Genomic DNA, 22,798 nt, shown 5'->3' on the forward strand with positions numbered 1-22,798 from the left:
AAATGAGTATACTAACATTATTCGTTGTCATTCCGGTTTTGATGCTGCTTGGCCTCTGGCTGGCAAAGAACGATAAACAGGTACGCGGTGTGATGGTCGTAGGTGCCAGTTGTCTTTTGCTCCTGGCTATCTATTTGACGATTACATTTGTTCAGATGCGTAATGCGGGCAATACCGATGCAATGCTCTTTACTTACAGTGTACCTTGGTTTGCACCGTTGCATATTGACTATAGTGTCGGTGTGGATGGTATCTCCGTGGTGATGCTTTTACTTTCAGCTGTTATTGTCTTCACGGGTACTTTCGCTTCATGGCGCCTCGAACCGTTGAAAAAGGAGTATTTCCTGTGGTTCGTATTGCTGAGTATCGGTGTGTTCGGTTTCTTTATCACAACAGACATGTTCACCATGTTCATGTTTTATGAGGTGGCTTTGATTCCTATGTACCTCCTGATCGGAGTATGGGGGACGGGACCGAAAGAGTATTCCGCCATGAAGTTGACATTGATGCTCATGGGCGGGTCTGCTCTGCTGATTATCGGTATTCTGGGTATTTACTATTTTAGTGGCGCCAAGACCATGAACGTAGCAGCAATAGCCGCTATGAACAATATTCCGGTGCATATCCAGAAGATCTTCTTCCCGTTCGTCTTCATCGGGTTCGGCGTGCTGGGTGCTCTGTTCCCCTTCCACACCTGGAGCCCTGACGGTCATGCTTCAGCACCTACGGCTGTGTCTATGTTGCACGCTGGCGTGTTGATGAAACTGGGGGGCTATGGCTGCTTCCGCATTGCTATGTACCTGCTGCCTGCAGCCGCTCACCAACTGGCGTGGATCTTCCTGATTCTCGCTACTTGTTCGGTAGTTTACGGAGCTCTTTCTGCTTGCGTGCAGACGGACCTGAAATATATCAATGCTTATTCTTCCGTATCTCACTGCGGCATGGTGCTGTTCGCACTCTTGATGATGACCCAGACAGCTATCACGGGTGCCGTCCTTCAGATGCTCTCTCATGGTCTGACGACAGCCCTTTTCTTTGCGGTCATCGGTATGATCTATCACCGTTGCGGAACTCGTGATGTACGCAAACTCGGTGGGTTGATGAAAATCATGCCTTTCCTGTCTGTGGCTTATGTCATTGCCGGTCTGGCCAATCTAGGGCTTCCTGGATTCTCTGGCTTCGTAGCTGAGATGACCATCTTTATCGGATCTTTTGAGAACGCTGATGTCTTCCATCGAGTATGTACGATCATTGCGACAACCTCTATTGTGATTACTGCCGTGTACATCCTGCGGGCTGTCGGAAAGATCTTGTTCCAGAAAGTTCCGAACAAGAAATTTTACCAGTTGCATGATGCTACCTGGGATGAGCGGATCGCCGTGGGGAGCTTGATCTTCTGCGTTGCCGGTCTGGGCTTGTCTCCTCTGTGGGCACAGCATATTATTGTAGGTGCAGTAGCTCCGATCCTGCAACATATCCAGACAGCTGCTTTGACGGCTGCTCTATAAGGGACGGAAAATGAATGTTTAAATTTGAAATAGAATAGAAATGGATATCGATTATAGTCAATTTCTGAACTTGATACCGGAGATTTGTTTAGTGGCTATGCTGGTCATTGTCTTCATTGCAGACTTTGCTTCAGCGCGCAGGCCTGTCATGGTAGCTGCTGACTCAAATGGTGCTGATGCCATAAAAGCATCAGGGGTTCGTCCTCGCCCTTGGTTCAATACCCTGGCGGTTGTCCTGATGACTGCTTATCTGCTGATTAATATGAGCCCGGAATCGGCTCGTACGGCTTTCGGAGGGATGTATTACACGAATGCATCGGTCGGCATTATCAAGACCATCTTAGGGTTCGGCGCCTTGATCGTGCTGATCCAGAGTCGTGAGTGGATGCAACGTCCTGATACGACATTCAAGGAGGGCGAGTTTTATATGCTTGTCATCTCCACCTTGCTCGGTATGAACATGATGGTAAGTGCCAATCATTTCCTCTTGTTCTTCTTGGGACTGGAGATGGCCAGTGTGCCTATGGCTTGCCTGGTGGCATTGGACAAATATCGGCATAACTCAGCTGAGGCGGGTGCGAAATTTATCCTTACTGCTACTTTCTCAAGCGGGGTCATGCTCTATGGCATCTCTTTCATCTATGGTGCTGTGGGCACGCTCTATTTTGATGATGTGGCTGCGAAGATCACTCTCTCTCCGCTGACCATCATGGGCATGGTGTTCTTCTTCAGTGGACTGGCCTTTAAGATTTCCCTCGTTCCGTTCCACTTCTGGACGGCTGATACTTATCAGGGCGCTCCGACAACGGTTACGGGGTATCTGAGTGTCTGCTCCAAGGGGGCTGCAGCTTTTGCCTTGTGTGCCATCCTGATGAAGGTCTTTGCGCCTCTGACGACGTACTGGCAGTATATGCTGGATATTATCGTGGTACTGTCCATCACCGTTGCAAACTTGTTTGCTATCCGGCAGAAAGACATGAAACGATTCATGGCCTTCAGCTCAATTTCGCAGGCTGGTTATATCGTGCTGGCTATTTTAGGGGATAATGCGATGAGTTTTTCTTCCTTGAGTTTCTATATCCTTGTTTATGTTGTGGCTAATATGGGTGTCTTCTCTGTGATCAGCAGCATCGAGGAACATAATGGGGGAAAGGTGAACCGTGAAGACTATAATGGCCTCTACAAGACCAATCCGAAACTGTGCGTGTTGATGACCTTTGCCCTTTTCTCCCTTGGAGGTATTCCTCCATTTGCCGGGATGTTCAGTAAATTCTTCGTGTTCATGGCTGCCGTAAAGGGGATGAGTGTGGATACGATCACGGGTGCAATTACTTATGCAGTGGTTTTCGTCGCCTTGATCAATACGGTCATATCCTTGTATTATTATCTGTTGGTAGTGAAGGCAATGTTCATCAAGCATAATGATCATCCGTTGCCTTTCTTCAAGTCTGCCCCGAGTACCAAACTGGCATTGGCGCTATGCACTGTCGGTGTTCTGGCATTTGGTGTATGCAGTTTTGTCTTCGACTGGATCAATGCGGCATCGTCATCACTGGTTTTGTGATGGCCTGCCCTTCCATCCTATGGCTTTTGCCTGAGGAATAAGATATAAAAGAAAGGAAAAGCCCCGACAGATGTGTTTCGTCTGTCGGGGCTTTTCAGATAGATCAGGACTTTCATCCTTTTTCCAGAATCTGTTTCAAGTACTTGGGAGTATAGCCTTTATGGCTTTGGGCTACTTGTTCCGGAGTGCCGGTGCTCAGAATGGTCCCACCGTTGCGACCGCCTTCCGGTCCGATGTCAATGATGTAGTCGGCAAGTTTGATCACATCTAGGTTGTGCTCGATAATGATGACGGTATTTCCCCTGTCTACAAGTTTTTCCAGGACTTCCATCAGTATTCTGATGTCTTCGAAATGTAGTCCTGTAGTCGGTTCATCCAGGATATACAGAGTTTTTCCCGTATCTTTTTTGGCTAATTCAGTAGCCAGTTTGACGCGCTGGCTCTCTCCTCCTGAAAGGGTAGTGGAACTCTGACCGAGTTTGATATAGCCTAATCCTACTTCCTGAAGGGTCTTGATTTTCTGAAGGATCTGTGGGACGTTCTCGAAGAACTCAACAGCCTGGTTGATCGTCATGTCCAGCACGTCGGCAATACTTTTACCTTTGTACCTCACTTCCAGAGTCTCGCGGTTGTAACGTTTCCCATGGCAGACCTCACAGGGGACCATAACATCGGGCAGGAAGTTCATCTCAATGGTCTTGTATCCGTTTCCCTTGCAGGCTTCGCACCGCCCTCCCTTGACATTGAAAGAGAACCGGCCGGGTTTATAACCCCGTATCTTGGCCTCAGGCAAACCGACGAAGAGTGTCCTGATGTCACTGAAGACGCTTGTATAGGTGGCCGGATTGGAACGAGGGGTCCTTCCGATGGGACTCTGGTCCACATTAACTACCTTGTCTATGTTTTCTATTCCTTTGATCTTGTCGTAGGCCATGGGCTTTTTGAGTGAGCGATAGAAATAGTGGGAGAGGATGGGCTGCAGGGTCTCGTTGATCAGCGTGGACTTGCCGGACCCACTTACTCCTGTGACCACGATCAGGTCGCCCAGGGGGAAGGTGACATTGATGTCCTTCAGATTATTTCCTTTGCACCCGTAGAGGGTGATGGACTTGCCGTTCCCCTTTCGACGCTGTTTGGGAATGACAATCTTCTTTATTCCCGCAAGGTACTGTGCCGTGAGGGTCAGTTGACGGCCTGTCTCTCCTGATCCTGGGGGGAAGGGGGTACCTTTCATCATCTCCGCAGGAGTACCTTGAAAGACGACCTCGCCACCTTTTCTTCCCGCCTTGGGTCCGATGTCGATAATCCAGTCGGCTGAGCGCATCATGTCTTCATCATGTTCCACGACAATGACGGTGTTTCCTAAATCGCGCAGTTCCTTGAGCGAATTGATCAGCCGTTGGTTATCCCGCTGGTGCAGGCCGATACTTGGCTCATCAAGGATATAGAGTACATTGACCAGTTGACTGCCAATCTGTGTGGCCAGTCGGATACGCTGGCTCTCGCCACCGGACAGGGATGCTGACTGACGGTTGAGGGAGAGATAGTCTAGACCAACTTCCAGAAGGAAATTAACTCTGGAGCGGAGCTCCTTGACAATTTCGTCTGCGATTTTCCTTTGCTGGGGCTCCAGATGGTCCTCGACATGGTCAAGCCATTCTTTTAAGTCAGAAATATCCAGGTTGGCTACTTCTGAGATGTTCTTGCCCCAGATCTTATAGGATAGTGATTCTTTCTTCAGGCGCATGCCGTGGCATTCGGGACAGGTGATCTCGGCAAGAAACTGGTCTGCCCATTTTTTCCCGCTTGCCGAATCATCGTTTTCCATTACGGTTTGCAGGTATTTCACTACGCCGTCGAAGGGGACGAAATAATCGCTTGAGGTATGGACTTTTTCTTTCGGGATGCGGACATCCTCAACGCTTCCGTAAAGGATCTCATTCATGGCTTCATCGGAGATCTGTTTCACCGGTGTTCTCAGGGTATAGTTATATTTTCCGAGCATGACTTCTATCTGCCAGAAGATCATCTGGTTCTTGTATTTCCCTAAGGGTACGATTGCTCCGTCATGGATGCTCTTCCCGGGGTCTGGAATCACTTTCTTCAGGTCGATCTCATTGATCTTCCCCAGACCTTTACAGTGTGGGCATGCTCCTTCCGGGGAATTGAATGAAAACAGGTTCGGGGCAGGATCTCCGTATGCCAGGCCTGTTGTCGGATCCATGAGACGCTTGGAGTAATTCTTCACGCTGCCGGTATCCTTGTCAAGGATCATCAGGATGCCGTTCCCTTGCTTCATGGCAGTCTGTATGCTGCGGCGGAGACGGTCTTCATCTTTATCCTCGACGGCCATCTTGTCAATGACTACTTCAATATTGTGGTTCTTATAACGGTCGACTTTCATCCCGCGGACAATCTCTTTCATCTCTCCATCCACACGGACATAAAGGAACCCCTTTCGTCTTAAGGTTTCGAAGAGTTCGCGATAATGACCTTTGCGCTGTCTGATCAGCGGGGCAAGAATATAAATCCGTTTGCCGGCATAGTCCTTGAGGATCATCTCAATGACCTGCTCTTCGGTGTACTTCATCATTCTTTCACCGCTCCGATAACTATATGCCGTTCCTGCACGGGCGAAAAGAAGTCGTAGATAGTCATAGATCTCTGTGGTCGTTCCTACAGTGGACCGGGGATTCTTATTGGTGGTTTTCTGCTCGATGCTGATGACCGGACTCAGACCTGTGATCTTGTCTACATCCGGACGTTCCATATCCCCTAAGAAGTTGCGCGCGTATGCAGAAAAAGTCTCGATATAGCGTCTCTGTCCTTCTGCAAAAATGGTGTCGAAAGCCAGAGAGGATTTGCCTGACCCGGAGAGACCTGTAATAACCGTTAGAGAATTGCGGGGAATCATGACATCCACATCCTTCAGGTTGTGTACACGTGCTCCCCAAACATTGATCTTTTCATCTTCTCGTTGCATGATAGCTAATCTCTATTGTATCTTCTGCTTCTTACAGCAGTATAGTTTTAGGTGGTTGTAAGCCGTTATTGGAGTCAGACCGTTCTGGATGTACCTTCAGATCGCCCTGTTATCTTGCCCCATATTCTTAAGGGACCCCTATGTCGGTTGGAATTCCCGCTTTTTCAGGACAATATCCCGAAGGTCAGAGTAGACATGGGTCGAAGTGCTCTCTTTATAAGGCCATATCTTTGCAAATTTACAGGAATTCCCTTTAAAAACAAAATAAAATACTCGTTTTTATGGTTTCATGGCAGGAACAAGGCCTTCTCTCTTTTTCTAATAAAAGGGATGTTTCGGTGAAAAGTCAGAAGAAAAACAAGAATAAAGGAGACAAGGGCTTGGATATCCTTCTGATCACTCCTGGCATGTGTTTATACGGAATTATCCTACACCTACTATGGAATTCAGTATAATAACGGTGAATACGATGGCTGTGATCACCACATAGAGCCAGTCCTTCTGACGGGCAAAATCTATTAATGACAAAGCTACGCGGAGTATAGGGGTGAGCATGAGTACAAGCACTCCCAGTTGAATCCAGTCTTTGGCTGCGAGGGTCGTCAGACCATTGAGAATACCGCCGATAGAGGTAAAGGAGGCGGGCTCCCTGCGGAACACGGAATAGTCGGGAATCGTTTCTCCGCCGTGCCGGACCAGATAGTAAATTCCACTGATCAATGCGATCGTGCAAGCGGTGACTACCCCGATACGCAGGGTATTGCCAATCAGTTCCCTCATGTCTGTTTGAGACCTATTATCTTTCTCTTTCATCTTATCAGAATTTACCTGCAAAACCATTATAGATCATGTTAATGGCTACTAACAGAATGGCTATGGTAAAGATCTTTCTCAGCAGACTCACGTTGAGTTTCTTTAACAACTGGGCACCGGTCAGGGCTCCACACAGGACTCCGACCATGATGGGAAAGGCTATCCCTGGTTCTATATAACCGCGCTGGAGATAAACGACCGCAGAGGTGACTGCGGTGACTCCAATCATAAAATTACTCGTCGTCGTACTTACCTTGAAGGGTACTTTCATGAAATTGTCCATGGCCAGAACTTTCAGGACACCGCTTCCTATTCCCAATAGTCCGGAAAGGATCCCGGCTACGATCATGGTCAGGAATCCTCCGATAACATGAGTGAGTTCATAGCTCTTCGGCCCTTCTTTGGTGGGGTACGTCCCGAAAAGTTTCAATTTCTTCGCCAGGTCGCTCCCCTTGACGTTCTCATGGTCTGCTGACTGCCTTTGCTGCATTACTGCCGTAAGGATCAGTACCAGCCCGAAGACGACGGCAATTGCATTCGTGGGCATCCATAAGGCAATGACGGCTCCTGCCACGGCACCTATACTCGTGGCGATTTCGAGGAACATGCCCAGGCGAATATTCGTCATGCCTTCCTTGACGTATGCGCTGGCTGATCCCGAGGAAGTGGCAATGGATGCTACAAGTGCTGCTCCTATGGCGTAGCGGAAATCAATATGAAAAACAAGTGTAAGGAGTGGGATTACGATGACCCCTCCGCCTAATCCTGTCAAAGATCCTAACAGTCCGGCGGCGTATGCTCCGGCGAGTAAAATTAAAGTAAAAACCAGAATAGTCATATCCGTGTATATTTTTTACGGTTTCCCAGAGCGTCACTTCGTCCTTGACGTTTAAGTTGAACTTCTCTTTACCTTTGGCAGCAAAATTACGAAAAATATTCTGATTAAAGTATAAAAGTGATTATTATTGCCGGAACCGGATGTAAAAAATGCTTTTTTGATGCAAGGTTCTACTTTTTGTCACATTTAGTAGGTAGATTAATGAAAAGGAAAGAAAATGAATAGGACAGTAAAATTTTGGGTAATGGGATTGGTTCTGCTCACAACAGCCTTTTCCTTGCAGTCGTGTTTGAACGACGATGATGACGATTGGTATTATGACAATGGTGCGAATGCACTTGTTACGTTGAAAACATCATCGAAAGGGCATTTGCTCCTTCAACTGGATGATTCTACTTTGCTTTACCCGGTGAATATAAGTGCTTCTCCTTATGGTAATAAAGAGATAAGGGCACTGGTAAGAATCAGGGATCCGAAAGATAGTGAACTTGGAAATGGTGTTCTCTCGGATAGTTTGAGAAATGTCTATGTCTCCTGGATGGACAGTGTGCGTACCAAACCTATGGCTCGTAGCTATGGGGTGAAGAATGATTCTATCTATGGCAATGATCCTCTGGAAGTCTTGAACAGTTGGATGACGGTTGTCGAAGATGGGTATCTTACCGTGAACTTCCGGACGTATTTTGGGGATGGCGCAGTTCATACCTTGAATTTGGTCAAAGGTGATTCTCTGAATGTTCTGGAACTCCATCAGGATGCGAAGGGTGATCTCGGAGGACGGCCCGGAGATGGCATTATTGCTTTCCGACTGGATTCCCTGCCGGACACGAAGGGGAAAATCGGGACCTTTACCTTAAAATGGAAATCATTTGATGGAGAAAAAAGCCATCAATTTAAATATCGTACACGAAAATGAGCTGATCGGCCGTTTATTCTATAATAAACGGAAGTTGAGGGATGCGTAGTGAGGAGACTGACAAAGAACAGCGGATTATCCGACTTTTTCACCAGGGCGATGCTTCGGCGATGGATTTGCTGTACACTGATTATGCCGGTTACCTCACGGGGGTAGGTTTTCGTTATATCTCTGATGATGATGACCTGAAGGATGTCTTGCAGGAGAGTTTCATCAAGATCTTTACCTGCATCAATTCTTTCACTTACCGGGGGAAAGGTTCATTGAAGGCGTGGATGACTCGCATCGTGATCAACGAGTCTCTTCAGTTCCTCCGGCGTCAACAGGCTTCTCAGATCGTCAGGATGGATGATCTTGATTTGCCGGATATGGCAGAGGAGGAACCTGACCTGACGGGGTTGAGTGCTGATAGTCTTTCTGAGATGATCAGACGTCTTCCGCCAGGTTGCAGAGAAGTATTTAATCTTTATGCTATTGAAGGAAAAAGCCATATCGAAATTTCACAGTTGCTGAACATCAAACCTGATACTTCGGCTTCTCAGTTTCACCGGGCAAGGGCCATTCTGACTCGGATGATCAAAAAGTATCAATTAAAAAAAGCACGGGAATGAAAGATCAATGGATCAGGGATATGCGCCGTCTTTTAGACGGCTATGAAAAGGATCCTCCTGATGGCTTGCTGGATGAGGTCAAGCAGGCTATCGGGGAACGGAACCTCCGGCCCGTGCCTGAACGAAAAGCAAGGAAGATTCCTCTGTGGCTTGTCCGTTCTGTTGCGGCTGTGGCCGTTGCTGTGGGGATAGGGATATTGGTGTTTCATCTCCCTGTCACACGGGAGAGGCCTGAAGTGCAGACGGCTCAGGAATCTTCCCGTCCGCCGTATAGGAATGGGCATACTGCCATACAGCAGACTGAATCGGATCATCATCCGGGAACCGTTGCCGGTGTGCTGGCTTCTGTAGAGAGGGCCTTGAGTCCCAGGTCCTCACAAGGGAGGAAAGTACATGTCCTGCGGTCAGCACCATCTTCCGCCCTTCTGGCAAAGGTGAATGTCCCGGCTCACATCTCTTCTGATCATTTGGAGTCGTCTGTAAGTATACCGTCTTCGGGAGTTTCCGGATTTCCGGAAAATCCTTTGAATCCTTCTCTGCCGCAATCTGCCGGATCTGCCGGCGAGTCTTCTGGGAGGGTACGGATAAGCAGGAAAGAGGATGGGAAGAATCATCAGGAGTATATGGCTTCTGCGTCTCTGCCTGCTGCGAGGCATCATCGGAGAAAATCGGTGAGTATCGGCCCTTTCTGCTCTGGTGCAATGGGAGGAGATGACGGTTCGGCAGGTCCGGAAATGGTCTTTGCTGATGCTGCTCCGTATGGCCCTTCTGAATCACGGGCATATCCTGTTATGAGTGGGCTGGTCTACGGGGTAGATCAGTTACATACGAGTACTCACTATGACCAACCTGTGAAACTTGGTCTGTCACTGGGGTATCCTGTGACGGATGGGCTTGGCCTGCATGTCGAGATCGTTTACAGTCTGTTGTCTTCAGACGAGACCCGGAGCAACTCTACAGAAGAGTATAAAACTCATCAGAAACTCCATTATGTCGGTTTACAGTTGTCGGCCAGTCAAAGTATCTGGAGAAAAGACCATTTCCATTTTTATGTCACTGCCGGTGGTGGTGGCGCCAGGATGGTCAGTGGCGAGGCGAAGACGAAATATTATGTTAATGATGGCTTGATTTCTACTACAAAAAATGATGTAAAGATGCATCAGCTGCAGTGGTCTGTAAATGGGACGGCTGGAGTGGAGTATAATTTTATGCCCCATGTGAGTCTGTATGTTGAGCCTGGCATCAGTTATTATTTTAAGAATGGAAGTCAGTTACATACTTATTATCGGGATAAACCCTTACGGCCCAGTTTGAGCATCGGCCTGAGATTCAATATCAGGGATGTAGGGAAATAAATGCCGGATTCCCGTAATATTCGTTACGGTGTACGCATTATCTGACTTCTTGAAAACTAGTTGCCGATTTTTTTATTTAGAAGTGGTGATTTGTGTCCTTTTTCCTTTCAGATTTTGAGTTTTGAATAAAATATGGTAGTTTTGTAGTACCAAAAATATATCCTGATAACAGGATATAGATGATGAAAATTGGAATGATTATCCTCAATTGGGTGATTAATAATTTTGAGTATTCCCCGATATTCATTACCTTTGCATCAATTATCAAAACCTCGTCAAAATGAAACTGATAGAATTTTCAAAACGCTTCCCCGATGAAGCTTCTTGTGAAGAGTATCTCAAGAATTATCGGGAAAAAGTTGGTGTTGTCTGTAAGCGCTGCGGCGGTCATCAACAGATCTGGGATAAGTATAATAAATGCTGGATTTGCAAGAAGTGCGGTCACAAGACGACGCTAACGGCTGATACCGTAATGCATAACAGTAAATTACCATTAATGTATTGGTTCACTGCCATACACCTGCTGACCTCCACGCGGAAAACGTTCTCGGCCCTTGAAATGCAGCGCCAGCTGGGTCATAAGCGTTATCAGCCAATTTGGGAGATGATGCATAAACTACGGTCGGTAATGGGACAGCGCGATACCACATATCAACTGTCCGAGAGTATTGAGCTTGACGAAGCCTTCTTTTCCACGGAAAATTCAGAATTCAGACGAGGCAAAGAAACAGGAAAAGCGGAAGGCAGGCGCAGGAAGTCAGCGCAAGTCAAAAGTTCTGGTAATGATAGAAAGCAAAGCAGTTCCTGAGAATAAACAGAAGAAAGGAAAGAAAGATCGCAAGTCAGGTCATATAAAAATGAAGGTTGTTCCTGATGTGAAAGCTTCTACCGTTACCGAAGTCTCAAAGGTCGCAGTTGCAGCAGATTCCAGAATAATCACGGATGACTCCAAATCTCATACGAAACTCAAAGGGTGTTTTAAAGAGGTATATCCCATAAAGGCCCTTCCGGAGCAAGCATCGAAAATGCTGCCATGGGTTCACACTGCCATATCGAATGCAAAGTCACTTTTGCTTGATATGTACCATGGCATCAAAGACGAGTTCCTTCAGAGTTATCTGGATGAATTCTGCTGGAAGTTCAACCGAAGATCATTTGGCGACAGACTTTTTGACAGGCTAGTTGTTGCAGCTGTGTCCTATAGACCGGTGTTTCAGCACAGAACCTATGATTGAAGAAAATCACTCAGTTGAGGATAATTATAAAAATTGGTATGAAAAAAGATTTACTTATTTTATTAAGTGTTTTTGTCCTACAGGTGTATGGGCAGAACCCTTCTCAAAGGACTATAGAGCTAAATCCGTTTACAGGTGCGACTTATGGTCTGTCATCAGAAGCAGGAAGTCGGAAAATAGGTCCTTCATTTGGATTTGAAGGAAGATGGAATCTTAGAACTTGTCCAATAGATATTGGATTACAAGCCTATTTAGGTCAGGCGATTACATCTTATAAAAAGTTGGATGTCAAGTGTAGGACTATTTCCTTGACTGCATTTGGGGACTATAATTGGAAACGAGGTTCTAACTTTTCTCCTTTTATAGGAATGGGATTAGGCTTTAATCAGTATGATATAATAGACCCTGGATGGTATGACTATAAGTATAATGATACTGGTGTACAAGGATGTGGCGTGGTCCCGAGAGTAGGTATAGAATTGTATCGGCATATAAGGATTACTTTGGAAGGGCACTTAGGTAAGAAGATTTATAATACGGTTGGACTGACTGTCGGTTATGCCTTTGGGATTGGAAAGAAGATTTAATAATGATCTTATGTTTTGTAAGTGAAGATCCTATAGATAAAAGACTCTATCTTTTTGGGTAAGTTCAAACGAGACAGGAGGCAAGCACGAATGATAGGTGCTTCCTCCTGCGTAATATTTAATGAAAGAAACTTATGGTCAGAATTGACCTTCGGTTTCATCTTATTCCGATACGGTTTCGCTCTCGTCTGTCTTTTTCTTGCGCCACAGTTGTGTCATGTCTTCAAGTGTTTTTCCCTTGGTCTCCGGAACGAGTCTCCAGACAAAGATGGCGGCAATGATGCAGATGATTCCGTAAAGTCCGTATGTAAACCAGTGCCCGAAGTTATCTCCTTGTGTAAGATGCATGTTGAACATCGGCACGAACGTAGAACTGACTATCCAGTTGAATATCCACTGGAACGCTACGGCTATCGCCACGGCCTTGCCACGGATTGTATTTGGGAAAATCTCTGCAATCAGCACCCAGCAGATTGGCCCCCAGGACATCATGAAGGATGCACTATAGAGCATGATACAGAGCATGGTTACCGTATGTACCGCCGCATTTCCAAATGTAAGGGCTACTCCGAAAGCACCGACAGCCATTCCTATGGAACCTATGATGAGCAAAGGTTTGCGTCCTATTCTTTCTACAGTGAATACAGCTACCAGTGTAAATGAAATATTTACTATACCCATAATCACGGTTTGTACCATAGGGCTTTGCATCCCCATATCCTGAAATATACGGGGCGCATAGTAGAGTACGGCATTGATCCCTACGGCCTGCTGGAACACGCTCAGCATAATACCGATGAAGATACACAGGAATCCGTATGAAAACAGTTTTTCGGTCTTCACCTTAAGGGTTCCCTTTATTTCTGAAAGGATTTCGTCAGCCTTAACACTTCCGTTAATTCTCGACAAGATATGGTGAGCCTTGTTGTCCTGGCCTATCATGACCAGATAACGTGGTGTTTCCGGTACGAAACAAATCAGGATGGTGAATATTCCGGCAGGGATGGCTTCGCTCCCAAACATATAGCGCCAGCCGGTGGAGATGGTCCATGATGCCGCTTCCGGATTCATGATCTGATTCACGCCGTTTATCATATTGATGACGGGGTTGACATTGTTCCCCAGAATAATGAAATTGACAAAATAGACTACCAATTGACCGAAGATAATTGCAAACTGGTTCCAGGAAACCAGCATGCCCCGGATATTCGATGGAGAAATTTCTCCGATATACATCGGGCATATAGCGGATGCCAATCCCACACCTACACCACCGATCACACGATAGAGATTAAACATGATGAGCAGATGATAAGTAGGTACCCCGTATGTGAAGAAAAGAAATTCCGGGTCCATGCTGCCGAGGGCGGAAATGAAGAACAGGATACCTGCAAAGACGAGGGATTTCTTACGTCCCCACCTGGATGCCAGTATTCCTGAAATGCTGCTGCCGATAACACATCCTATAAGTGCACTGGCACATGTAAACCCGTGCCAGCCATTGGTGTAGGTGAAATCTTTTGCACCCATAAAAAAAGCCTGAAGGCCCTTCTCTGCACCTGAGATTACTGCCGTATCATAACCGAACAGCAGACCGCCAAGCACAGCAACCATCACAATGGAAATAAGGTAGGCTCTGCTACCTTCTTGATTTTGTTTCATGTTATTAGTAATAAAAAGCAACCTTTCATAAAAAGGTTGGCAAAACGTTAATTGCAAAGGTACAGTTTTTTTTTCAGATGACAGTATACATGATAGATTTTTTAAGCAATAAATTTCAGGTCAAATATCAATGTTTTTTCTAACTTAACCCTTGATAAAATGCCTGAATATTTACTACAGTTTTACAATCTTTTCTAAGCCATCATATTCAATAGTCTTTTGCAAACTGGTTCCGATAAGTTGTATATTGAATTTTCTCTTTTGAAGCATTCCCGGATACTGACCTTTACGATCAGTAATGGTAAGTTGGTGTTTCTTCTCATTCCAATGAAATTCAATAATAGAGAATATTCCTTTTTCATAATCATAACTGTCTCCTTCGTCTTCATAGAGAGTAAAAGTCGCATCTGCTCCCGGGTAAACTCTGATCTCAAGATTATCCCACGGTTTTTGTCCGACATATTGCATGGCAGGACCTATAGGTATGATGCTTCCTGCGCGAACAAACATTGGAGCCTGGTCTATAGAGGTTTGGATATTGACTTTTCGTCCGCCATCATAAAGTTTATTGGTCCAGAAGTAATACCATTTCGCTCCTTTTGGTAGATATTTCTGGCATTCTTTTGTGGCTGTAAAGTCTATCGGTTTATATTCGTCAGATGTATCTGGGGTATTATTCCTTTTATTCCAACCTGTCATGGCATCTTCCTTTATTACTTGTTCATCGGTATATTGAGACTTTACGATAGGAGTGGCTAATATTGACTGGCCGAACATAAATTCGTCACACAGATTCCAGACTTTTTTGTCTGAAGGGAAATCTGATATAAGTGCTCTCATATAACTCTTGTCATTATGAGTGACCTGCCATGCTGTAGAATATATATAAGGTAGCAATTTATAGCGAAGGCAAATACTCTTGTCGATGGCATCATAAATAGGTTCACCTTTTTCCCCGAAATAGTAGATCTCTCTTGGAGAATCTGTGCCATGGCTACGGAAGATCGGACAGAATAGTCCGTATTGCAGCCATCGTACATATAGTTCACGGTATTGTGGATTACGGGATGCAGAACCCGGGCCCTTTGTGTTGTAAGAACCACAGAAAAATCCGCCGATATCTGTATTAAAATTGGGATCACCTGTCAGAGAGAAGTTTAATCCTGCTGGAATCTGTTTGCGAAGCATATCCCATGATGATGTCACATCTCCGCTCCACATGTTAGCCCCATATCTCTGTTGGCCTGCAAAGGCTGAACGTGTCATGATAAATACACGTTTGTCAGATGATGCTTTGCGCTGATGGTTGTACACTCCACTTACAGTGCATAAAGGAAAAGCATTACGTACACGGCGCCAGGAGCCAAGTCCGGTCATGTGCTCATAATCCGTATCCTTAGAATTGAAATAGTCCGGTTCTGAAGAATCCATCCACCAGGCATCAACACCATCATTGAAAAGTGTCTTCAGGTTGTTCCAATAGATATCCCGCCCTTTCTGACTGTAACAGTCATATACTCTGACCCCAGAAGGATAATCCATTCGTGGGGGCCAGAAGGATAACCCACTTTGTGGCCATGTTTGTATATTGAATAATAAACCTTCTTTATCGAGTTGCTTATAGGCCTTTGTTTCCGGGCCGAAACTTGACCATATTGAGATCATAAGGTGTGCATGGTTTTTATGAATCTGGTTTATCATTTGTTTGCCATTGGCAAAGTTTTCTGAAAGGAAGTCCATCGCATTCCAGGTATAGTTGCTTCCCCAGTACTGCCAGTCTTGGATGATACCGTCAATAGGCACTTTTAGTTCTCTGTATTTATTCAGGACATCGAGCAATTCTTTAGAACTCTTATAGCGTTCCCTGCTTTGGCAATATCCGAAAGTCCACATCGGGGGCATCGGCACTTTTCCGGAAAGCTCTCTCATCTGTGCGTTCAAGCCATCGGCGGATCCTCCATACATGAAATAATAGTCAATATAATCACCTACCTCAGCCGTGAAAGACATCCCTTTGTTGGAGTCATCAAATTTCGCGCGTGAGTAATTATCCCAATAGATTCCCCATCCCTTAATCGATTGAATGACATATTGAAAGTCCTGGAGATTGGATTGCTCCATGAAGATACTTGTACCACGACGGTTCAACTTTCCATTCTGGATGGTTCCGAGTCCATAGATTGGTTCATCTTTATCAAGAGTATAGGTCTGATTTATTTTGTAGGAGTTGGCATCCCGTCCGGTTGTTCGCTTCTCGAAGTAACATCCTTTCTCACGCAGCAGGTTCTTTCTTTTGTGTAAGAATTGAATATTCCCCGTCTTCTTATTGAGCATGACTGTCAACTGGCTGCTGCTTATCGTAACATCCGTGCTATTTTCCTTGTAACTGAGAGCGATGTCTTTCTCCGGAATCATCGTAACAACCAGACTCTTCCTGTCAATTGATTGAGTGCTGTTAACCGGTGATTTTACGATTCGGACAATCCTTGGAGAAAAGAATGATATATAGCAGATTTGTTTATTGACTTTAATTTTGAATCTATGAAGATTTTCTGCATTAACATATCCAATTGATATCAGTATGGATAGCAATAGTATGAACCTTTTCATCTTATTTGTTTTATTCTTTGTTTTGAACCTATCGATGGATAGTCCACAACAATATAGGAATATTTTTATAAGTTAATGTCTATTTTCTTTAAATCAACATCACGGGAACTGCTTCCATACATGATTTCATATTTTCCTGATTTTACTCGGACAGTGTTGGTTTCCGGATCGAATAGTTCGAATGACTTTTGGGTTAAGGGTATTCTTACGTTTGTGGTTTCTCCTGCGTTTATACTTACCCGTTTAAAGGCCTTGAGAGATTTTAAAGGTCCTTTTGTGTCTGCCACATTACGGATATATACTTGCACGACTTCTGTTCCTTTTCTAGGCCCGATATTTGATACAGGAATCACAAGTTCTTTAGTGTCTCCGTTCATTAATTTCGCTTTACCTATTTTAAAGTTGGTATAGCTCAGTCCGTAGCCGAAAGCAAACAGAGGGTCATTCATATAGCGGTATGTACGGCCTTGCATTGAATAATTTGTGAAATCCGGAAGTTGCTCTGAATTGCGATAGAATGTGATCGGTAATTTCCCAGATGGATTGACGTCACCAAAGAGCACATCGGCAACGGCATTACCTCCCTGTTCTCCTGAATACCATGCCTGAAGGATTGCGTCGCAACTCTTGGTCTCCGGTGTGAGTGCGATGGCCGAACCGGAGCAATCGACGAATATCACTTTTTTACCTGCTTGTTTTAGTGATTTTAAGAAATTCCTTTGAACGTCAGGTAATTCAATATTTGTACGGTCGCCACCTTTGAATCCCGGAATAGAAACGGGCATTTCTTCCCCTTCAAGTTGAGAGGATATGCCTCCTACGAATACAACCGTGTTGATACCTTTTAACTTGGCAATGATGTTCGAGTAATTGATAGGTCTTTCAATGCCAATATTTAGTTTCATATTAGACCCCCATGTGTTTACATATTTATAATTTACCTCAATCTTGTAATGTTGGCCTTTTTCAACTTTAAATGCCGTACTGGTCGGGGTTGTTCTCCACGTGTGCATCTTAACCATCTCTTTCCCATTGATGAGCAGTTGAAAATCTCCACAACTTTCAAGTTTGATCACAGCTTCTTCTGATTGTTTGGGAGTAAAGGTTGTTTCGTATTTTGCAGAGAAATCTTCCATTTTTACTCCGTTCGCAAAGACATGTTGTCCGGCAGTGGTTACGGCTATTGGATTCGTATAGAATTCTTGTGATGCAATCTTTCCTTGTTGTTCCTTATTATTCCAGAAGGTTCCTCTTATACCTTTATGTCCGTCTATCGAACATTGATTCAGAAGTGATTCCACGATCATCTCGTTGGTGAGATCACATCCGGGATAATAGGTGACATTTCTTTTTCCTGTTTTTGACAGGATTCCATCTAGAATAGTAACAGTGTGGTTAGGAGTTCCATTATAATTACCCCACATCATTGACTGGTTGTCTGCATTCGGACCGATAACGGCTATTTTCTTTTTCTTTTTTAGAGGAAGTATATTATTCTTGTTCTGCAATAAAACCATGGCCTGGCGTGCCATGTCCAGAGATAATTCTTTGTGCTGTTCACAATTCAGTACAGATGCAGGAATCTTTGACCATTTTACAAGTGATGGATCATCCATTTCCCCAAGTTCAAATCTTCCTTCAAGAAGCCGGACTACATGTTCGTCAATATTCTTTTCCGGAATAAGTCCCCGATTTACAGCATCCGGTAGTTTTTTATATGCATAGTTGTATCCACATTCGACATCAGTGCCGGAAAGAGCTCCTTTTGCTGCAGCATGAGTTGCATCGGACGATGTTTTGTGACTTACATAAAAGTCGGAAATGGCACCACAGTCGGAGACTACAAGATATTTATAGCCCCATTCATTACGGAGTATTTGCTGCAATAATCTGTTGTTTCCGCAGCAGGGCTCATCATCAATTCGTTGATAAGCACACATTACTTCACGTACTTTCGCATCTTGTACCAGTGTCTTGAATGCCGGTAAGTAAGTCTCCCATAAGTCACGAGGACTTATATTATTCAAGTTTGCCGTATGACGGCTCCATTCAGGTCCACTGTGTACAGCAAAGTGTTTGGCGCAGGCCAGCAACTTACGGTATTTTGAAGTTTCCGGTCCTTGTAAGCCGCGGACAACAGCTGTGCCCATCACGGATGTAAGGTATGGATCTTCACCGTATGTTTCTTGTCCGCGTCCCCATCTGGGGTCGCGGAAGATATTTACATTCGGAGTCCAGACAGAGAGACCGTGAAATTTCTCATCATCTTCTCCCTTGCTTTTTCTTAAGTTATATTGCGCACGCATCTCATCAGATACGGCAGAGAATATTTGATACAAAAGTTGGTTATTGAAAGAAGCGGCCATTGCTATTGGTTCAGGAAATACCGTTACATTACCCATGTTCGCTGCACCATGTAATGCTTCGCTCCACCAGAAAAACTTTTTTATTCCGAGTCGGGGAATCGCCGGTGACTCGTCACACATGAGTGAAGCCTTTTCCTGGAGAGTAAGACGATGGCATAAATCGACAGCTCTTTCATGAGAGGATAGAGCAGGATTCTGGTAAGGATAAGATTGAGCAGAAATAGGTAAACTAAGTACTGTCAGAATAAAAGTTGCGAAATATTTAATGATGTAACTGCTCTTTCTTTCATTATTAATAACTTGTTTCATGGATTTATGTTTTTTAATGAAAATATCGTAGTGTTAGTTGCTCTCCGATAAGAAAGTTTTCGTTCAAAATGGTTAACTTATATTTTTGTGAAGGTCTTTTATGTTTATCAGGGTACAAATATATCATTTTTTTTGTAAAAAAGGATATTAATATGATACATGAACTTTATCGTGAATAACAAATCTTATTTTTTTGTCTCTTTTTATTCTACAATCTGGTAATTTCTTGATAAATTAGTGTTAACAGTGTCTTTTTTGATAAATCCAAGAACAGGTTTTTTGTCGTTCTGATGGTTGTGGTATTTCTTTTTATTATCAGGTGTTTTTATTGTCATCATTTTTTAGTTGAAATTTCTTGCTATGGTCAGTCTTAGGTAGATTGATTTTTAATGAGGAAACATATTACGGATTATTGTATACACTTTACGGTTATTTCTTTTAATTCATTGTTTATTACTTAGAAAAGAGTAATTTTGCATAAAACAAAAATAAGAATAGTATATGGATAATGCTAGAGTTTATAAAACAATAGAAGAATACAATAAATCAATAGGAGTTGAAACATTACATCCGTTGATTTCGCTTGTTGATTTTTCTAAAATCACATATACAGAGGATATTCCATCTGCCCACAGTTTTGGATTTTACAGTGTTTTCTTGAAAGATGTGAAATGTGGTGATTTGAAATATGGCAGGAATTATTATGATTATCAGGAGGGAACCTTAGTCTTTCTTGCCCCAAACCAGATCTTTACCGTTGAAAACAGACTACCTCATCAACCTCAAGGCTGGGCATTAATGTTCCATCCTGATTTATTGAGGGGAACTTCATTAGGACATTCTATGCAGAATTATACGTTCTTTTTATATAAAGTCCATGAGGCTTTACATCTTTCAGAACAGGAACGTAAGATTGTGCTGGAATGTTTTAACAATATTAGGTTAGAGCTAAATCATGATATTGACAATCATAGTCAAAAGCTGATAGTCTCTAATATTGAATTGTTCTTAAATTATTGTACACGTTTTTATGAACGTCAGTTTATAACTCGCAGACATGTTAATGATGATATATTAAGCAAATTCGAAGATTTAGTTTGTACTTATTTTAAGTCTGATTTACCTCAATCTTCAGGATTACCGACCGTAAGATATTGTGCAGACAAACTTAATTTATCTCCCAATTATTTTGGCGATTTGATTAAGAAAGAAACAGGTAAAAGCCCACGTGAGTATATTCAATTACAATTGATAGAAGTGGCGAAAGAGAAGATGTTTGATAAAAGTAAATCTGTAAGTCAAATCGCTTATGAACTGGGATTTGAATATCCACAATATTTTAGTCGATTATTCAAAAAGTGTGTTGGTGTAACTCCAAATAAATATAGGGAAACTATTTAAATATTCCAGTCACAGGTCATTTATAACAAAGGGGATTATGAAGAGATTTTTGATTGAAGGTAAACCAAGTATGGAGTGTTGATGCAAATTATAGGTGGCTTGATATGAAATATCCGGTTATGGTAGCACCGGAGCATAATGTGTTTGTGGAAGACTCAATGAAAAGATTCAAGATATCAACTGATATTCAATACATCAATGAACTTTATACAGCTGTAAACCCCGACAAGAGAGAAAAGTAACTTTTATGGAATATAAGGGCTAATTATAAGTTGAATCGTAGAGCACATATTTTTGCTAACGGTGAAAATTTGTTGGTACAATGTTATGAAATAAATGCAGGTTATCCTATGCCAAAAGCTACGGTGAATGGAGGCGTTAATGTTAATTTTTTAATTAGGATAATTATGAAAGTAATAGCAATAAACGATAGTCCTATAAAAAGTTAAAATACTGCCAAATTATTGGAGAATGCTCTCGAAGGAACAAAAGATTAGAGCGCCGAAACAGAACTAGTACATTTGTATGATTTTTAAAAAACAAGACTTAAACTCGTAGGTATTAGTGCTATTTTGCGGATAACTGTGTCTCTAAAGTAATTTGTATACGACTATGAGTAAAAAGTTTAAGAGTTAAACTGCTTTTTATAAGTAATTTTGTAGCCTGAAAATAAACATAAATAATATTATAAAGTTATGGAAAAAAAGAACGTGAATATCAGTATGTTTCCCATAGGAGAAAAACTCCCGGAAAAGTTTTCGCAATATTTCATCGGGCAAGCCTATTTAGCCCCATTGACAAAAAGTAGTGAATTAAATTGTCCTATTTCAAATGTTACATTCGAGCCTGGGTGCCGTAACAATTGGCATAGCCATACTGGTGGTCAATTATTAATTGCCACAGGAGGAAAAGGATATTATCAGGAAAAAGGTAAACCCGCAATAGCTTTATTTCCTGGTGATATCGTTGAAATCGAACCTGATGTCATCCATTGGCATGGCGCGGCACCTGATAGTTGGTTTTCACATTTGGCTATTGAAACAAATCCCGGAAACAACAAACCTATGTGGCTGGAAGCCGTAACTGATGAACAATATAAAAAAGCAACTGCTATAGTAAATGATACAGCAGAGCTCAATCTCAGCGAAACAGCCGTCAAAAACCATAATAAGCTATGGCCTGGTTATGAGTCGAAAACTGCCATGACAGATCCGGAACTGATTAAAATTTTTGATAACTGGGCATTCGATGAAATCATAGCCCAGAGCAAAATAGATACTAAAATCCGCGTGATGATGATTATAGGGTCGTGCATTGCTCAAGGAGCTCTGACGGAATATAAAATGTTTGTCAATGCTGCTCTAAATGTGGGCGTAATTCCGGTTGAAGTGAAGGAAATACTTTACCAATCGGCGGCTTATGTAGGTATGGCAAAAGTAGTTGACTTTCTTTCTGCTACAAATGAGATTATGCAGGAGCGAGGTATAACTCTTCCGCTTGAAGCACAATCGACCACGACCCGTGAAAATCGTTTTGAAAAAGGTTTGGCGGTGCAAAAATCTATTTTCGGTGAAACGATTAATAAAATGCTTGAAAATGCGCCGAAAGACCAATTACAGATTCAGGATTATCTTTCTGATAACTGTTTCGGCGATTATTACACCCGAACAGGTCTGAATATAAAAATCCGTGAACTACTGACTTATTGCATCCTAATCAGTATGGGAGGAACCGATATGCAGGTACGTGGACATATTCAGGGAAATCTGAATGTCGGCAACGACCGTGAAACCCTTATAGGCATCACCACACAACTTTTGCCATACATCGGTTACACGCGAACGCTAAATGCAATGAATGCAATAAACGAAGTGGTTCCGATAAAAAAATAAATTGAAAAAAGAGTATATTTGGTAACTATTCAGCCATACCCAAGGTGTGCCATCCTATAAAGATAGGATGGTAGCAATGGCATTGTATTGAGATTGATTGTTCTTCCATGCCGTATCGGCGATGGAATGTATAGCGAAGAAGTCATCT

General features: G+C 43.3%; 14 protein-coding genes and 1 pseudogene. 9 read left to right on the forward strand and 6 right to left on the reverse strand.

Features of this window, described 5'->3' with window-relative positions; all coding sequences use genetic code 11:
- The first annotated feature begins 2 nt into the window (after positions 1-2).
- Together ACYRYG_RS11610 and ACYRYG_RS11615 are read left to right on the forward strand one after the other, a co-directional pair.
- Positions 3-1,508, forward strand: a complete 1,506-nt coding sequence (locus ACYRYG_RS11610; RefSeq protein WP_293418470.1) for a complex I subunit 4 family protein — start codon at positions 3-5, stop codon at positions 1,506-1,508.
- A 40-nt stretch (positions 1,509-1,548) separates the two neighbouring features.
- Positions 1,549-3,072, forward strand: coding sequence for an NADH-quinone oxidoreductase subunit N (locus tag ACYRYG_RS11615; RefSeq protein ID WP_293418468.1), 1,524 nt, complete (start codon positions 1,549-1,551; stop codon positions 3,070-3,072).
- A gap of 112 nt (positions 3,073-3,184) precedes the next feature.
- Here ACYRYG_RS11615 and uvrA read toward each other — a convergent pair whose 3' ends face one another.
- The 3 genes from uvrA to ACYRYG_RS11630 form a co-directional block, all read right to left on the reverse strand.
- Positions 3,185-6,055 carry an excinuclease ABC subunit UvrA gene (uvrA, locus tag ACYRYG_RS11620; protein ID WP_460198226.1) on the reverse strand — a complete coding sequence of 957 codons (2,871 nt, stop codon included), beginning with the start codon at positions 6,053-6,055 and terminating at the stop codon, positions 3,185-3,187.
- A gap of 423 nt (positions 6,056-6,478) precedes the next feature.
- A complete protein-coding gene (locus tag ACYRYG_RS11625) occupies positions 6,479-6,868 on the reverse strand; it encodes a DUF1634 domain-containing protein (protein WP_252761879.1) in 390 nt (129 codons plus the stop codon).
- Between the two features lie 4 nt (positions 6,869-6,872).
- Positions 6,873-7,706, reverse strand: coding sequence for a sulfite exporter TauE/SafE family protein (locus ACYRYG_RS11630; protein ID WP_460198227.1), 834 nt, complete (start codon positions 7,704-7,706; stop codon positions 6,873-6,875).
- Between the two features lie 217 nt (positions 7,707-7,923).
- Here ACYRYG_RS11630 and ACYRYG_RS11635 point away from each other — a divergent pair, with 217 nt between their 5' ends.
- The 5 genes and pseudogenes from ACYRYG_RS11635 (at position 7,924) to ACYRYG_RS11655 (ending at position 12,410) form a co-directional block, all read left to right on the forward strand.
- On the forward strand, positions 7,924-8,622 hold the full coding sequence (locus ACYRYG_RS11635; protein ID WP_252761881.1) for a NigD1/NigD2 family lipoprotein: 699 nt from the start codon (positions 7,924-7,926) through the stop codon (positions 8,620-8,622).
- 41 nt (positions 8,623-8,663) lie between these two features.
- Positions 8,664-9,233, forward strand: a complete 570-nt coding sequence (locus ACYRYG_RS11640) for an RNA polymerase sigma factor (protein ID WP_460198229.1) — start codon at positions 8,664-8,666, stop codon at positions 9,231-9,233.
- Complete coding sequence (locus tag ACYRYG_RS11645) at positions 9,230-10,588, forward strand: outer membrane beta-barrel protein (RefSeq protein ID WP_460198230.1); 1,359 nt, start codon at positions 9,230-9,232, stop codon at positions 10,586-10,588. Before ACYRYG_RS11640 ends, ACYRYG_RS11645 begins: the two co-directional genes overlap by 4 nt.
- A 280-nt stretch (positions 10,589-10,868) precedes the next feature.
- Positions 10,869-11,823, forward strand: a pseudogene (locus ACYRYG_RS11650) (IS1595 family transposase).
- A 38-nt stretch (positions 11,824-11,861) separates the two neighbouring features.
- Positions 11,862-12,410, forward strand: a complete 549-nt coding sequence (locus ACYRYG_RS11655; RefSeq protein ID WP_460198231.1) for a hypothetical protein — start codon at positions 11,862-11,864, stop codon at positions 12,408-12,410.
- A 162-nt stretch (positions 12,411-12,572) separates the two neighbouring features.
- On the opposite strand, the gene xylE is transcribed toward ACYRYG_RS11655, so the two are convergent.
- From xylE to xyl3A, 3 genes are all read right to left on the reverse strand, one after another.
- On the reverse strand, positions 12,573-14,072 hold the full coding sequence (gene xylE, locus ACYRYG_RS11660) for a D-xylose transporter XylE (RefSeq protein ID WP_293422308.1): 1,500 nt from the start codon (positions 14,070-14,072) through the stop codon (positions 12,573-12,575).
- Between the two features lie 174 nt (positions 14,073-14,246).
- Positions 14,247-16,682: a glycoside hydrolase family 31 protein gene (locus ACYRYG_RS11665; protein ID WP_252760544.1), complete on the reverse strand. Its 2,436-nt coding sequence runs from the start codon at positions 16,680-16,682 to the stop codon at positions 14,247-14,249.
- Positions 16,683-16,747: 65 nt separating this feature from the next.
- Positions 16,748-19,357, reverse strand: coding sequence for a xylan 1,4-beta-xylosidase (gene xyl3A, locus ACYRYG_RS11670; protein WP_460198232.1), 2,610 nt, complete (start codon positions 19,355-19,357; stop codon positions 16,748-16,750).
- A 501-nt stretch (positions 19,358-19,858) separates the two neighbouring features.
- Here xyl3A and ACYRYG_RS11675 point away from each other — a divergent pair.
- Positions 19,859-20,758, forward strand: a complete 900-nt coding sequence (locus ACYRYG_RS11675; protein WP_252760542.1) for a helix-turn-helix domain-containing protein — start codon at positions 19,859-19,861, stop codon at positions 20,756-20,758.
- A gap of 695 nt (positions 20,759-21,453) precedes the next feature.
- On the forward strand, positions 21,454-22,650 hold the full coding sequence (locus tag ACYRYG_RS11680; RefSeq protein WP_294077521.1) for a cupin domain-containing carboxymuconolactone decarboxylase family protein: 1,197 nt from the start codon (positions 21,454-21,456) through the stop codon (positions 22,648-22,650).
- Positions 22,651-22,798 lie beyond the last annotated feature (148 nt).

It is taken from the genome of Segatella asaccharophila, from assembly GCF_054687055.1.